The organism is Parvibaculum lavamentivorans DS-1 (assembly GCF_000017565.1).
Lineage (GTDB): Bacteria > Pseudomonadota > Alphaproteobacteria > Parvibaculales > Parvibaculaceae > Parvibaculum > Parvibaculum lavamentivorans.
This window is the reverse complement of record NC_009719.1, coordinates 1,279,589-1,295,056: the sequence shown is the minus strand read 5'-3', so window position 1 is coordinate 1,295,056 and position 15,468 is coordinate 1,279,589. Positions and strand designations below refer to the sequence as shown.

At 57.8% G+C, this 15,468-nt stretch carries 11 protein-coding genes; 1 reads left to right on the top strand and 10 read right to left on the bottom strand.

Annotation, left to right across the window (positions count from 1 at the left end):
- Positions 1 to 82: 82 nt before the first annotated feature.
- From PLAV_RS05935 to PLAV_RS05915, 5 genes are all read right to left on the bottom strand, one after another.
- Positions 83 to 1,897, bottom strand: coding sequence for a flavin-containing monooxygenase (locus tag PLAV_RS05935; RefSeq protein ID WP_012110051.1), 1,815 nt, complete (start codon positions 1,895 to 1,897; stop codon positions 83 to 85).
- 243 nt (positions 1,898 to 2,140) lie between these two features.
- Positions 2,141 to 3,202, bottom strand: coding sequence for a TRAP transporter substrate-binding protein (locus PLAV_RS05930; RefSeq protein WP_012110050.1), 1,062 nt, complete (start codon positions 3,200 to 3,202; stop codon positions 2,141 to 2,143).
- Positions 3,203 to 3,313: 111 nt separating this feature from the next.
- Positions 3,314 to 4,639, bottom strand: a complete 1,326-nt coding sequence (locus PLAV_RS05925) for a TRAP transporter large permease (protein ID WP_012110049.1) — start codon at positions 4,637 to 4,639, stop codon at positions 3,314 to 3,316.
- Positions 4,636 to 5,148 (bottom strand): TRAP transporter small permease subunit, encoded by a 513-nt coding sequence (locus PLAV_RS05920; protein ID WP_041535873.1) that lies wholly within the window; start codon positions 5,146 to 5,148, stop codon positions 4,636 to 4,638. The genes PLAV_RS05925 and PLAV_RS05920 overlap by 4 nt, the downstream gene beginning before the upstream one ends.
- Positions 5,149 to 5,404: 256 nt before the next feature.
- The gene (locus PLAV_RS05915) at positions 5,405 to 5,836 is read right to left on the bottom strand and encodes a hypothetical protein (protein ID WP_012110047.1); all 432 of its coding nucleotides are present in this window, start codon (positions 5,834 to 5,836) and stop codon (positions 5,405 to 5,407) included.
- An 80-nt stretch (positions 5,837 to 5,916) separates the two neighbouring features.
- Here PLAV_RS05915 and PLAV_RS05910 point away from each other — a divergent pair, with 80 nt between their 5' ends.
- Positions 5,917 to 7,050 carry a PQQ-dependent sugar dehydrogenase gene (locus tag PLAV_RS05910; RefSeq protein ID WP_012110046.1) on the top strand — a complete coding sequence of 378 codons (1,134 nt, stop codon included), beginning with the start codon at positions 5,917 to 5,919 and terminating at the stop codon, positions 7,048 to 7,050.
- Here PLAV_RS05910 and PLAV_RS05905 read toward each other — a convergent pair whose 3' ends face one another.
- The 5 genes from PLAV_RS05905 to PLAV_RS05885 form a co-directional block, all read right to left on the bottom strand.
- Positions 7,051 to 8,427, bottom strand: a complete 1,377-nt coding sequence (locus tag PLAV_RS05905) for a DUF1329 domain-containing protein (protein WP_012110045.1) — start codon at positions 8,425 to 8,427, stop codon at positions 7,051 to 7,053.
- Positions 8,428 to 8,582: 155 nt separating this feature from the next.
- Positions 8,583 to 10,361 carry a DUF1302 family protein gene (locus PLAV_RS05900; protein ID WP_012110044.1) on the bottom strand — a complete coding sequence of 593 codons (1,779 nt, stop codon included), beginning with the start codon at positions 10,359 to 10,361 and terminating at the stop codon, positions 8,583 to 8,585.
- Between the two features lie 61 nt (positions 10,362 to 10,422).
- Positions 10,423 to 11,367: a WD40/YVTN/BNR-like repeat-containing protein gene (locus PLAV_RS05895; protein ID WP_012110043.1), complete on the bottom strand. Its 945-nt coding sequence runs from the start codon at positions 11,365 to 11,367 to the stop codon at positions 10,423 to 10,425.
- 60 nt (positions 11,368 to 11,427) lie between these two features.
- The gene (locus tag PLAV_RS05890; RefSeq protein ID WP_012110042.1) at positions 11,428 to 12,807 is read right to left on the bottom strand and encodes a DUF1329 domain-containing protein; all 1,380 of its coding nucleotides are present in this window, start codon (positions 12,805 to 12,807) and stop codon (positions 11,428 to 11,430) included.
- 38 nt (positions 12,808 to 12,845) lie between these two features.
- Positions 12,846 to 15,338: an efflux RND transporter permease subunit gene (locus PLAV_RS05885; RefSeq protein WP_012110041.1), complete on the bottom strand. Its 2,493-nt coding sequence runs from the start codon at positions 15,336 to 15,338 to the stop codon at positions 12,846 to 12,848.
- Positions 15,339 to 15,468 lie beyond the last annotated feature (130 nt).

Below are 15,468 nucleotides of genomic sequence, written 5' to 3'. Positions count from 1 at the left end.
CATATAAGGCAAACGCACCTGCCGGGAGCCGTTTCCGGTCCCCGGCGGTGTGGTATCAAGCTTTACCTGCCCCGGAAATGCGTCAGCCGACGTTCAACTCGAGACCCGGCAAGTCGCCTTTGGCGCGCCATTCTTCGAGGATTTTAATAAAGGCGACGGAGCCGCCACCGTAAAATCCATTTCGGATAGCGAGCTCAGAGGGTTTGCCCTCGTTGTTGTAGTAGCCGGGCGTGCATTCTTCGAGAAAGCGCCTGTTGAAGACGGACGCCTTGATGATCGCTTCCACCCATTCCTTTTCCGCGTCCTCGGTCACTTCAACGACGCGGGCCTGGCGGTCGATGCATTCCTTCACAATGTAGGATAGATGCTTCGACTGCTCATTGAGCATGTGCGGGTAGTTGGCGGTGAAGCCCGCCTGCGAGTTGCTGACGATGAAGCAGTTCGGGAAGCCACGGCTGTGCATCCCATGCAGGGTCGAGATGCCATCCTTCCACTTTTCGCTGAGCGACACCCCATCACGGCCGTAGATTTCGAAACCTGCGCGCCGCGTGTAGCTCGTGCCGACCTCAAAGCCGGTCGCATAGATCAGACAATCGACTTCAAATTCCTGCCCATTCGCGACAATCGAATGCTCTGTGATGCGCTCAACGCCCCTGCCCTGCGTATCGATCAGGTGTACATTTGGCCGGTTGAACGTGTCGAGATATTCATCGTGGAAGCAGGGACGCTTACAGAACTGATTGTACCAGGGCTTCAGCGCCTCAGCCTTTGACGAATCTTTCACCACCGTTTCCACGCGCTTGCGGATCGATTCCATTTTCTGGAAGTCAGCAAGTTGAACAATCTCACCCATCTCGGCCGGGGAACGTCCCGCAGCTCCCTTGCGCGCCATGACCAGCAGGTTACCGATGATGTCGGTCCAGCCGTCGTTGACAAGGTCCTCCTCTTGATACCCGCCGGAGACAAGCGTGTTGAAGTTGTCCATCCGGTGTTGCTGCCAGCCAGGCTGCAGCTTCTGTACCCATTCAGGATCGGTCGGACGGTTGTTTCTGACGTCGATAGATGAGGGCGTACGCTGGAAGACGAACAGTTCTTTCGCCCGGGCGCCGAGATGCGGCACGCATTGCACGGCCGTTGCGCCCGTTCCGATGATGGCGACACGCTTGTCCTTCAGACGGTCGAGCCCGCCATTGCAATCACCGCCTGTGTAGCCGTAATCCCAACGGCTCGTGTGGAAAGAATGCCCTTGGAAGGTTTCAACGCCGGGAATGCCGGGGAGCTTTGGGCGATGCAGCGGACCGCTGGCCGTTACCACGAAGCGGGCGCGGATCGCGTCGCCGCGGTTGGTGCGGACAATCCAGCGCGCGGCGGCATCGTTCCAGTGTAGTTCCGTCGCTTCGGTCTGAAAAAGCGCATCGCGATAGAGGTCGAAATGTTCGCCGATGGCGCGGCTGTGGGCGAGAATTTCCGCCGCCTTGGAATATTTCTCGACCGGGATGTAGCCGATTTCTTCGAGAAGCGGGAGATAGATATAGGATTCTATATCGCACGCCGCGCCCGGATAGCGGTTCCAGTACCATGTCCCGCCGAAGTCTCCGCCCTTTTCGATAATGCGAACCTTGTCGACGCCAGCCTCGCGCAAGCGAGCGCCGGCCAGCAGTCCGCCGAAGCCTCCGCCAACCATCACCACGTCGACCTCATCGGAGAGCGCTGCGCGAGCATAGCCCGGTTCGACATAAGGATCTTCGAGGTAGTGCGCGAACTGGCCTTTAATCTCCACATACTGCTCGTTGGCATCCGCGCGCAGACGCTTGTCGCGCTCGGCACGATACTTCGCCTTCAGGGCTGCCGGGTCGAAACCAAGTTCCGCCTTTTCGCTACTCGATTTCCCGTTCATCAGGGCCTCCTCCTGTGATCCCGTGTTTACTCACTCCGCCTTCTTGTGAGCGGATAAGGCGGTTTCGGTACCGCCTGATCTAAAACGATAACGCTGATTTACTATCCGTCAAAGCCTGTGTTGCCGCGGAGTTTTTGACGCAGGGGCGGCTTGGCAATGCCCGCAATGGTTAGGCCGGAATCGAACGGGCTCCATCCTGGCAATGCCACGATGGAGCCCGCAACGCGATCCTTGATCGAGAACCTAGCCGTAGCGATAAGGCGCGCCGGCTTTCTTCATTGTATCCGCGTACTTCTTGAGGATTTCGACGACCTTGGCATTGCGCGGGCTCTTCTGCGCAACCTCGTCCCAGAATTTAAGCGCCTCATTTTCAATCTGCGCCCATTCCGCCTCTGGGATGGTGGTGAGCTCGAGCTTGCCGCCTGTTGTGCGGTAATGCGCCTCGCCCCACCAATACCAATGCTGGCGATAGTAGTGCGAGCTGTCCATGCAGAGCTTGAACAGTGTCTTCAAATGTTCGGGCAGTGCTTCCCACTTTTCCGTATTGGCGATGTAGGAGCCGGCCCATGCGCCGGAGATGTTGTTCGTCAGATAGTATTTCGTGATGTCTGCCCAGCCAACTGTATAGGTTTCGGTCGCGCCGCACCAAGCGACACCGTCGATCTCGTTGGTCTGGATAGCAACTTCGATATCTTCCCAAGGCAGCGTGACCGGAACGACGCCGAAACGCTCCAGAAACTTGCCACCGGTCGGGAATGTAAAGACGCGCAGGCCCTTAAGGTCGGCGACAGACCGGATGGGCTTGGTGGTGACGAAGTTGCAAGGATCCCAGGAGCCTGTGCTGAGCCAGGTTACGCCTTCCACCTCTGCATAGGCCTCTTCCCAGATCTCACGCAGGCCATACCATTCCCAGAGAACAGGAACGTCGAGGCTGTAGCGCGAGGCGAAGGGGAAGTAGGCACCGAACACCGAGACATCGACCGGTGCGGCCATGCTGTCATCGTCACTCTGCGCGGCGTCGATGGTGCCATTCTGCACGGCTCGGAAAAGTTCGCCCTGCGGCACAAGCTGATCGGCCGTGTAGAGTTCGATCACCATTTCGCCATTTGCGGCTTTGTTGAATTCATCGATCGACGGCTTGATGACATGCTCTGCAAGAGAGGCGCCGGCATATGTCTGAAGGCGCCATTTTATCGGTGCCTGCGCACGAACGATATTGGGGGTTGCCAGCGCTCCCGCGCCAACGGCGGCGACGCCTGCCTTTTTCAAAAAATCGCGTTTGTTTATCTTCGGGTGGTCCGTCATATGGAAGGGCTCCTTCTCTGGATGTTTTGGGTCGTATCCAGCCCCAGCCAGACCCGGCCCTTTCGCACGAAGAAAATCCGCTTACTGTTTAAACTCAAATTCCGGGCTGGATTATCGTCCGGAGTACATTTCGGGCAGCCACAAAGCGATCTGCGGAAACACCATTATGATCGCTATCGTGACCAGCATTATGCCAACAAACGGTACGATTGACCGATAGATATCGACAAGCGTTATCTCCGGGGGCGCCATGGCCCGCATGAGGAAAAGATTGTAGCCGAATGGCGGGGTGATATAGGCGACCTGGCAGGTAATCACGTAGAGGACGCCGAACCAGATGGGGCTGAAGCCCATGCTGAGCACCAAGGGGATGTAGAGCGGCGCCACAATGACCAGCATGGCCGTGTCGTCCAAGAACATCCCCAGGATGACAAACGAGACCAGCATCATGATGAGAATTTCCCAGGGCGTGAGATCCCAGGTTTCCAGCATCAACACCCGAATGGCATTCTTTGCACCAAGGCCGTCATAGACAGCGCCAAAGCAGAGCGCGGCAAGAATAATGAACATGAACATGCACGTGATGCTCAATGTCTGACGCATCGTGTCATCCAGCACGCGCCATGTAAGCCGCCGCTTTATGAGAGCAGCAAGAGTGGCCCCCGTCGCCCCGACAGCGGAGCTCTCGACCAGACTTGTAATGCCGGTCAGAAAAAGTCCCATCATGGTAGCGAAAATAACGAAAGGAGCGATGCCTGCACGCAGCAGACGAAACTTTTCCGCCCACGTAATGAGATCGCGTTCTTCTTTTGGCAGCGGCGGACCAAGCTCCGGGTTTCTTCTGCACCGGACATAGATATAGAGCGCGAAAAGAGAAGCCATGAGGAGCCCGGGCAACACGCCCGCGAGCCACAGCTGGAGCACCGGCTGACGCGCAATCATCGCATAGAGGACGAGCACGACGCTTGGCGGAATGAGAATGCCAAGAGAGCTCCCTGCCTGAATAACGCCCGTTACCATCACCTTGTCGTAACCGCGCTTTAGAAGCTCAGGCAATGCGACGCTCGCTCCGATGGCCATTCCCGCAACGCTCAGGCCGTTCATGGCCGAGATCACGACCATGAGACCGACCGTGCCGAGGGCGAGACCGCCTCTGACCGGCCCCATCCAAACATGGAACATGCGGTACAAGTCATTTGCGATGCCCGACTCTGCGAGCATGTAGCCCATGTAGATAAACAGCGGCAGAGTCAGCAACGGATACCAGTTGAGGACCTGGAAGCTGGCATTAAACGGCATCTCCACCGCGCCGTCGCCCCAGAGCAACAGGGCGGCCGCGGCAGCGACAAAGCCGATGGCGCCAAAGACACGCTGGCCCGTGAGCAACATCACCATCAACGAGGAAAACATGAGCAGCGTGATGAGTTCGTAGCTCATGCGATTTCCTCACCTCGGACGCGGGCGAGATCTCTGAAGAAAATAGCTATGGCCTGAAGCAGCATCAGCGCAATGCCTACCGTCATGATGCTCTTGATCGGCCAAAGCAAGGGCGCCCAGGATGTATAGTTCACCTGCTGATATGTGACCGCATACGCGGTACTGGAAATGCCGCCATAGAGCAGAACGCACAGGTAGAAAATCAGAAAGAAGGCGGTGATCGTGTCGGTGAATGCCATTTTCCGTGGCGAGAGACGGCCATAGAGCAGGTCCATCCGCACATGCGAATTGATCTGGAGGGAGTAACCACCGCCGAGCAAGTAATAGGCAGCCAGGAGAAACTGCCCCATCTCCATCGCCCAGCTGATGGGCATGTTGAACATGGTTCGGGAGATGGAGGCGTAAAGCAGGATGCCAATCATCACAAAGATCAGATACATGACGATCCGACCGACTACTCGATTTATGGCGTCCACATAGCGTATGTATGTTCTAGCGGCTTTGGGCAATTTCTCGCTTCCATTCAGATGAGAAATCGAGCGGCGGCGGAACGCGTTGAGGGGCGACCGTGCCAATTACAAAGGCTGCACGGATTAAAGCGGCAAGGCAACTGTCGACGTGGGATCAGATCGCGAACATAAAACGATCTTCAGATTTCAGTGACTTGTTAGACGCGCTTAATGACGTGCGAAGAGGCAGCATGATACATCATGAGGCATGGACGGCGGGGAGAGGCACTTGGAGACGCGCTTTCGGAGCGCAATGCTATAATCGGGAGACGCGCGCGAATGTCAGCTCACCGATTGCACCTGCAAGCATCTGAGCGAGGAATCCTGCCGCCGAGCGGGCGCCAGCAATAGGCGTGATATCGTAGGCCATTCCCATGGCCGCTAATGCAACCCCTACGGCTGCAGCCCCCGCCACTCCGTATATCAATGTGCGCTGAATACCGGCGAAGCGAAATACCAGCGCCGCCGCGGCCATAGCCACAATCAGGCCGAGCCCGATGATCGCGCCGTAAAGCGGGCCCATGCCGCCTATGTCGTGAAGTGTCATGGAGATACGGTCAGAGAGGGGGACCGAAACGCCGATATCCGCCAGCCGCCCCAGAACGAACTGGGTGTGCGCAATCGAGCCGAGGACAGTTGCCACGACCACGGCCAGAACAAAGGCCAGCACTATCTTGCCGAATTGCATCCCCCGCCCCCGCTTCTTTCGGTTGTCTTCTCGCTGTATGATTGCACAGAATACCAGCGGATGGGACGGGGAAACAACCAATGACAAATCCGGCACGGGCGATGACTACAATCGCGGTTACTCTTCTGGCTGCGCTGTGGGCCGCAGGCTCCGCTCCAGTTCACGCACAGGAAGCCGCCGGATCGTATGAAATCGTGCCGATTGCGGAGGGGCTCGATCACCCATGGAGCCTTACATTCATGCCGGATGGTTCCATCCTGGTCGTGGAGCTGTCCGGTAATGTCCGGATCATTCGGGGGGGCGTGCTCTCCCCGGATTCGGTTGCTGGCATCCCGGATGTTTACTTCGAAAGCCAGGGCGGACTTTTCGACCTGCTGCTCGACCCCGAATTCTCCACGAATGGTTTCGTTTACCTCTCCTATGCGCATGGTACGCCCGGCGAGAACAGAACGCGCGTAGCAAGGGCACGCTTTGACGGGGCATCGCTCAGCGACGTCGAGGTTATATTCGACGCTGAACCGGCGAAGAACACACCCGTGCATTACGGCGGTCGTATGCTCTTTCTTCCGGATGGAACGCTGCTCGTGACGGTGGGCGATGGATTCGATTACCGGGAGGACGCGCAGAGACTCGATGTCGATTTCGGCAAGGTCGTCCGAATCAACCGAGACGGCAGCGTGCCGGAAGACAATCCTTTCATCGGCCGCGAAGGGGCTAAGCCGGAGATTTGGACGCTGGGGCATCGCAACGCGCAAGGTATCGTCTACGACAACCTCTCGGGAAGGGTCTATCTCCACGAGCACGGGCCGCAGGGCGGCGATGAGATCAACATCATCGAACCTGGCAAGAATTACGGCTGGCCCGTCATCACTTATGGCCTCGATTATTCGGGTGCGCGCATTTCGCCCTATACGGAATATGAAGGAATGGAACAGCCGCTTCTTCACTGGACGCCCTCGATCGCGCCAGCGGGGTTTACGCTTTATCGTGGCAGCGTGTTTCCCGAATGGGATGGCGACCTGTTTGCCGGTGCGCTTGCGGCCAAGCATCTTCGGCGTGTCGACATGGAGAATGGACAGCCTGTCGGCCAGGAAGAGCTATTCGGCGAGCTCGGCCAGCGCATTCGCGAGGTGCGCACGGGACCGGACGGATATCTCTATCTCGTGACCGACGGCGAAAACGGCAGCGTATTGCGCGTCGCACCCAAAGAATAATCACATGCCCAGACGGCGAAGCGCGCTCGTCGTCAGATAGCGGTCGAAGGCAGACTGGTCATTGACCATCATGGTGTGACCACCCTTGATCCGTTGCACCTGCTCCAGCCGCGTTATCCTGTTGGTCTGGATGTTGTGGGCGTGAACATGCGTCCATGACCAATAGGGATGGGCACCATCCATGACGACAGAGGCGCCGTTCTTGTAGAGCGAAAAAGCGCCATCGAATGACCGGAACACTTCTCCCTTACGATCGAAAGAAACCATCACGAAGGGCAGCATCGTCCGCGCATCGAACCAGACATGCTTCTTGCCGACCGGGGCCCGCGCGAACTTCACCGGCTCAGCCTCGACGACGAGTGCTTCCGGGACCAGTTGAACCTTGGTATCCCAGAAGCTCACGCCGCCGGGGCCGCCATGCGTTGCATGTTCCCAGTTTGGATGGCCGGCCGCCCAACCATCGGATAGCGCGGCAAGCGCGGGGCCTTGATGTACAAGCCGATAGTTACCCCAGGTTAGGAGCGGATCCCCCGCCGCCCAGGCATCGGATAGATACATGGTCGAACCCGCGATGAGCGGCTCGAAACGCTGATTGGCGGGAAAACGGCGGATGCGCTTGAATGCGGGAAGATAGCCGTAAAGCTCGGGGAACTCGTTCTGGTCGTATGGCCATATGTTCAGGAACGATGTGCCCTTGTCCTCATTAGGCGACGTGAAGGCGACGGATTGAAAGCGCAGCTTGTCGCGAAATTCAGGCCAATAAGGTTTGGGGTCGACCACCAGACGGCCGACCGGCGCAAGTTCGGCCCAAACGGATTCATATGTGTAGTCGACCGTACCTCCTGGTGCGAGGTCATATTCCCTGGTCGCATATACGGAGATATCGTGCCGTCCCCAACTGAGCGTGAGGCCAGCGAAGATTTCCAATGCGCTCCGGGGATCGGGGAAAGGATTGCCGCCGATCCATGGTTCTCCATCCGCGGTGACCACGTTACCCGTCGCATCGAACCGAGCCTTGCCCTTGTTGCGCAATGTGGCTTCGATATATTCCCACGGGCTGAGCTGCATTAGATCGGTTGTCGCAGCGACCACCTCCAGGACTCGTCCCATTTCCTTGATCTGACGATAGCGTATCGGATCAAGCAGCTCTTTCACGAGATCGACATTGCCGGCGTCGATACGGCCGCCGGTGGAGATTGCACCCTTTGTGTAGGCTTCGATGGAAAGAAGCTCGTCCGGATAGGCGCGCGACGCATCACCATGAGCTTCGAGCGTTTTCCAGAGCGGCGCCGTGACACCCAAGCCGACTATGCCCGCAGCAAGACGGTGCAAAAAGACGCGCCGCGAATAGTCATGCGTATAGCGCCGAATATGCATCACCTTCTCCGCCTATTTGTGCTGCCTGCCATGTCGCCGACAGCACCCGTCCGGATTGACGGCGCGCTTTTGGGGGATGACCGTCTGGTGCCCAATGTTGAAATGGCTTGACGGTCCGCGCCGGCACTCCGGACGGAGCCTTGTCGACCGGGTCTTTAGAACTGATAGGTAATGCGGAATGTCAGCTCGTCGGCCCAGTCAATCGTGTCCACGATGTCATCATTGCCACCGTCGCTCATGGTGATGTTGGCAAAGACCTCGGCAGTCCATTGTTCGTTAGGCTTCCACTTGAGGCCGGGCTGGACCAAGGCGCCGCCCCTCACGTCGTAAAGAACCGAGAAGTCAGCCCTCCAGATGAGATTCGGAAAAGGCTGCTGCAGCGCGAAGGCAACGGCATTGAAGGAATTTTCGCCTTCAGGCAAACCACTGGTGCGGGCTCCCGTCGCACCCATGCCGCTCAAGTGACGGCCGAACATGTCGCTTTCCGATTTATAGAGATACTGCAGCACCATGAAAGTCGCGGGGAATTCCTGCGAGAAACGGTGGTACTTCTCGAAGACCAGCGACGCGACATACTCGTCTTCTTCGATGAAAGACTGACTGAGATCGGGGCTCGTGAAAATCTTGTCGGGCGTGTAGGTGAATTCGCTCCTGATCACGAGCTGGTCGAAGAAGGATTCGGGTCCGGCATTCACGACGTAGTTTGCGCCGAGACCGAAGATGTTTTCGCGGTGATAGGTGCGCGCTATATGGCCACGAAGCGGGCTGAGCTGGAAAAACAGATCGAGTTCGGAAGCGGCAAGCGTCTGGTTCGGTACAGCGGCAGCCCCTAGAAGAGCGGTGGCAGGGAATTCATTGATCGCCGTGTTGAATCCAGTGAAGCCATTCAGGCGCGCCATGCCGGCATAGGTAAACCATTCCTGTGCGGAATAGACGCCGGTATTGCTTACTTCGAATGGAGTTTGCGCAAGTACGGCGCCGCTGCCCACGAGGCCTGGAATGTCGCGGTTGACGCCAGAAGCTGTCCAGCTGAAGACGCCGTCAGGGTTGCGTCTATTGACAGCGATTGCCTGCAGGGCGACGCCTCCGACTTGGGCTTGTACGCGGCCGCCGACGTTCATCGCACCTTCCGCGTCGTCAAATCCCTCTTGCTGGTGGACCGTGAACTGAGAGGGAATAACGTTGTAGGGCGTGTCGGCATTGGCGAGAATCGACGGGTTGAAGAGCTGCGTAAATGCTTCGACCTCGATGTCGTTCGTCACACGATAGGAACCGCGAATACCGGGCGCAGCGACACGCTCATCGGCAAACTCTTCGGCGACGAGATCGAGCAATAGGTGCCGCCGGAGATCGAGACCGTTAGGAACGTCGAGAACACGGAAGAAAAGGGATTCGCCCCACGCAATCTGCTGGTTGCCGAGCCGGAGCCAGAGCGGTCCCTCGGAATAGTCGAGATAGAGAGCCGGCAAGTCGACCATGTAGTTCCTGCCATTGGCTTCCAGGAAGGTTCCTCGCCCCCCGCTCCAGAGCGGTGTCTCGAAGAACTCCGGATCTCCCTCATTGTCGAAGATGTCCGGCTGAAAATATCCACGCAGCCGGGCGAAGCCGTTCCAGTTCTCATTGAAGTTCGCCTGGAAATCGACCTCGAGGCGCGTCGCCATCAAATTGAATGTGTTGTCCCCGCGCTCTATCGGCCTCGTCGTTGTCGTGACGCCACCGCCCAACAAGGTCGAGTCCTGCGTAACAGCCACGCCGTTATAGATATTACCGCGCTGGTTATACGGATTCTCTTCATCCGTGAGCTTGATTGCCGGCTCTTGTCTGATGAAGCCCTGAACATTGAAGTCAGCAGCGCGGGCGCCTGCCGTAAACGCCACGGTGAGCGCCACGCCTGCCAGAAGTCCCCCTGCGGCCTCGATAAGTTTACGAGACATTTTCTCCCCTCCCTTGGATAACCCGAAACGGGTTGGAACCAACCTCAAGCCGCGACGCGGCTCATTCATCCACCTCAAGAATTCGTCCGCGATGACCGACGAGCACGGGCTTGTCTCTAGATGCTGAGGACGCAACCGCCTGATACCAGCCCGTTTCGATGTCGCTTCGCGTCACGGATTTCCAGTTGCGGCCGCCATCATTACTTGCGTATCCGCCGCGTATGCCGACGGCGAATGCGCGGGCGCCCGATTGCCAAACGCCGAGCAAGGGCGTTCCGGAAAGGCGGCCGCTCTCGCGCCAGCTCGCTCCGCCATCTGCGGTTGCAAGGACAAGCCCTTCCTGCCCCACCGCAAGGCCGAGCCCCTTCTGGTCGATTGAAAAATCGAAAATCGAGGCTTCGCCTCTATGCGCCACCGTCCACGAGGCGCCATCATCCAATGAACGAAGGATCAAGCCGAACTCGCCGGCGACGGTAATGACGCCGTTCTGTATTTGAACCGCATACAGATGAGGCTCAACGTAATCATTGAGAATCGGCATCCAATCGATGGTCGCAGCCGACCATGTCGCACCATTGTCATGTGATACGAGGATCGTGCCGAAGCCTCCCACAACAACAACAAGCCCATTGTGACCAAGCGCGATCGAGAAAAGGCGCGCATCCGTGCCGCTTTCAAGCGGCGACCAGGAGTCCCCATCGAGCCGAAAGATTTGCCCGGACTGCCCGACGGCAAAGCGCTTGCCGCCTTCGGCAATCACTCCAAGCAAGGCAAGGCTGGTATCTGGCCGCACATAATGCGCCCAACTCAAACCACCATCCTCGCTGGCGAGTACCGTTCCGCCACCGCCGACGGCAATACCAAATGAATTGTCGAATGAGATGTCGAACAGCGCGTCATGCGCCGTACCACGATAACGTAGAGACAGGTCGCCCGTTGCAGCATCCGCCACGAGAACAGGCAGAAACAATAGAGCGGCGACTACGACGACAAATCTTTTCAACATGCTCTCCCTCAAAGACACCGGGGCGCCGACCTCCTGCCGGCGCCCGCATTGCCTCTGTTCCTAGGTGCCGAACCGGCGGATAGCCTGTGCCGTCAGATACTTGTCGTAGATGCTCGGCCCGATATTGTACTCGGGGCCAAAACCACCGGTGATCTGCTTCGCCTGCACGAAGCGGCTCATGCGGTTGGTCTGCACGTCATGACTGTGAACATGCGTCCACGACCAGAGCGGGTGCGCTCCGTCCATGTATGCGGCGTCACCGTCCTTGTACTGGCTGAAGGCAGGTTCGAAGGACTTCCATATTTCGCCGCGACGGTCGTAAGTCAGATAGGACACGAACATCATGTTGCGGACGTCGATGTAGACGCGCTTCTTGCTGACCGGCGCACGCGGATAACCGATGGGCTCGGCTTCAACGACGAGAACTTCAGGAACAAGCTCCTTGTAGTCCTCGAAGAAGGTCTGCCCTTGTGGGCCACCGTGAACCTCGCGCTCCCAATTGGGATTCGTCTTGCCGGACCAATTGCCCGAGACGGCGCCAAGATGCGGCTTCGTGCCGATCACCTTGTAGTTGCCCCAAGTGAGCATCGGATCTCCCGCTGCCCATGCGTCGGACAAGAAAATTGTGATGCCGGGCACCAGCGGTTCGAAACGCTGATTGGTCGGGAAATTACGGACGCGTTTGAATGCCGGCAGGTATCCGAGAAGTTCCGGAAATTTCCGCTGGTCATAATGCCAGGTGTTGAGGAAGGCCGTGCCCTTGGCATCTGTCGGCGAGGTAAACCAAACCGCCTGATAGCGGAGCTTGTCCTCAGCACCCGCCTGATAAGGCGAGGGCTTGTTTACAAGGCCGACCGTGTTCTGCTCCGCCCAGATGAAGTCATACTGGTAGGAGAGCGTTCCATTTGGTGAAATATCCCAGTCGCGAACGCCGTAGACGGATTCATCGTGGCGGCCCCAGGACATGGTGAGGTTTGCAAAGGCCTCCTCGCCCGTCTGTGCATTCGGGAAGGGGTTGCCACCGATCCAGGGCTTTCCGTCGTCGGTGACGACATTTCCATTCGCGTCGAATTTCGCACGACCCGCGTTGCGGAGGGTCGCCTCCAGATATTCGTGAGGAAAGAGCTTCGTTACATCGGTCGTGGTTTCGACGATGTTGATGCGCCGCCCCATCTCTTTCACCTGACGATAGGCAATCGGGTCAAGCAGATCCTTCACCACCTCGACATTGTCGGCCGTGATGACATCGCCCGGCTTGACCTGCCCTTTGGTATAGAGCTCGATCGAGAGGAGCTCGTCCGGATAGACCTTGTCTATCGTGCCCGAGCGCGCAATCTCCGGCCAAAGCGGTGCGAGCACACCGGCAGCCGCCACTCCCTTCAGCGACTTTTCAAGAAAAGCACGCCGAGAGAACCCACTGTCGTATTTCCGAATTCGCATTTCCTTCCTCCTCCCAGTAGGACAGGAACCCGCCCGGTTCATGACCGGAGCGGGACCACCTCAACCAGTTCGTTTGCCGGGTGTTTCACCATCTCAGCAGCTTTTGTGCGGAGACTTTCGTCAGAGTGTTCGGCCGCAAGGGCTTCGAGATCGATGCCCTCGCTCACCATCAATTCCTTGGATTCGATAAAGCGGGGCCGGATCAGCCAGACGAGCAGCGGCACCACAATGAGCGCAATGATCATGTTGATAAGCATGACCATGACGAGCAGCAGGCCCATGTCGGCCAGAAACTTCAACGCCGACAGGAAGTACCAGGGCAAAATGCCGATGAGCACGATAGTGGCGGTGAAGAAGATCGCCTTTCCGGTCGTCGTCACCGAAGCGAGGATCGCAGGCCCCATATCCTTGCGCTGCTGGTATTCCTCGTAGATGCGACTGAGCAGATAGATGCCGTAATCGATGCCGACGCCAACGCCGATTGCCGCAATCGGCAATGTATTGACGTCCAGGCCGATGCCCATTTCCGTCATCACGGCGCCGAGCAGCAGGTTCGACAGGTTGACGGGAATAAGAAGCAGGATGCCGGCGACTATGGACCGGTAGGCATAGCTGCAGGTGATCAGGATTACAGCATTCAGCAACCCCAGAATGATCCACTGATAATGGTCGACCGTGTCGTTGATCGATTGCTGCAAGGCAATGGTGCCGCTGCCGAGCCTGATACGGAAATCCTCGTGCTCCGTGCCAACTATTTCGAGCGCAGCGCGCGCCTGGCGCAGTGCTTCATCGACCGTTTCCTGCTTGTTGTCCTTGTACCAGAGGGACACCGTGCCATTTCGCTGTTCGAAATCCGCAACATGCAAGAATGCTTTCGGTCCAGTGCCAACCATGAGCGCACCTGCAGCAGCGCTCACAGCTGCGTCGTCATGATCAAGTGGCGCCCATTTTGGATTACCGCCGCTGAACAAGCGGTTTGCTTCCGGTAGGTAGTCGGTGAACGAAAGAGACGCTTCCGGCGGGTTCGGCTGGCTTTCGAGAAGGTGTTGCAGCCGCTGCATTGTAAGAGCCGTTTCCGCCTTGCGGACGACCCTCTCCATACTGTCCTGCGACTTGGACTCGAAAATGATCTCCAGCGTGTTCAGGCCCGGGAAATGACGATTGATATTTGAAACCGCGACGTTGAACTCGGAATCGTCCCAAAGGAGATTGCTGCCCTCGACAGGATTTCCAACTTTGAGTTCCATTACTTTCACGACGCTGAAAACGGCCAGCGCTATGAGCGCCGCCGCCGTGAATGTAGATGTCCTTCCGATCGACAGGCGGCCAATCAAGCTCAGCAACAGCTTGATGCCGCTGTAGCGGCCATCCTTTTCGTTTCCGCCTACCATGCGCTCGACATTTCGCGGCTTGGGCAGCAGCAGCATCAGAAGCGGCGACAGGAAGACATTCGTCGGGATGAGAATAAAGGCCCAAAATCCGCAGAAGAGCGCGAAGCGTTCCATCGCCGGGATAGGCGCGACGGCAATGATGAACAGCCCCATTGCGTCCGTGGCGATGCCCAACATGCCGGGCGTCATCATGACGCTGAGCGATATCTCGGCTGCGCGGCGTCGGTCCTTAACGTAGTGCAGGATTTCGTAATAGCGTTCAACGAACTGCACGCAATGACTGAATGACCGCGCGACCAGCAGCAGCGGGACGACCATGATGAGCGGCTCGACAGGCAACCCAAGCCAGCCGACAAAGCCGAAGCCCCAGATAGCTGCGATGATGCTTGTTACCAAGGGCGCAACGACACCTACGACATTTCGCATGTAGAAGATGAGTGCAACCAGCAGGGCAATGCCTGTGATGCCGAAAATACCGAGCATCTGCAGTTCATAGAAATAGACCCAGCCCGTCAGAACCGGCTGCCCGGCCATATAGACGTCGTGCTTGTCGTCCCGGGCGTCGTTCACGAGCTTGTCGAGATATTCGAAGGTCTCGCCGTAATCGAGCAGGCGCTCGATGAACGTCGCCGTGACAAGCGTTGCCGTTTCGTCCTCGGACACCATGAATGTGCGGACGTTCGGCGACTTCAGCAGGCGGTTGCGAAACTCCGCGATTTCGGCGGGCGTTCGCGGCGCGTGATCCTCCATCAGGGGGCGCGAGTCGATGCCGTTCGGTGTCGCTTCGGCATAGCGCGCCTTTTCGGTCGCCACCGAAAGTATCTGGTCGTGATCGACGGCGGGCGTCAGATCGATGTCGCGTGTGAGATCCCAGACCTTCTGCAGTGTTTCGGCGTTGTAGATATCGCCGTCCTTCCGCTTGATCATGACGGTGACGGTGAGCGGATTGCCGAAGTTCGGATGATCCTTGTAGGTCTGGACGAAGGGATGGTTGCTTGGCAGCAGGTCGCTGAAAATGGTGCGCAGTTCGACGTTCGGCAACTGAACGGCGAAGAACCCCGTGATCGCCGTCAGAATGAGCAGCGAAAGCCAGCGATAGGTCATCGCGGCCCGGGCAATGCGAGAACTCAGCCTATCCACTCGGTACTCCCCCTCACCGGCTCGCGGCACGGAAGCGAGCAACGCAATGCTTGCCGCCTCGAATTTGTGCCGGGAAACCTCTGTCGTATCCCTCGCCCCTCCAGCCCTTTTTCCCGCTGCATTCGCGATT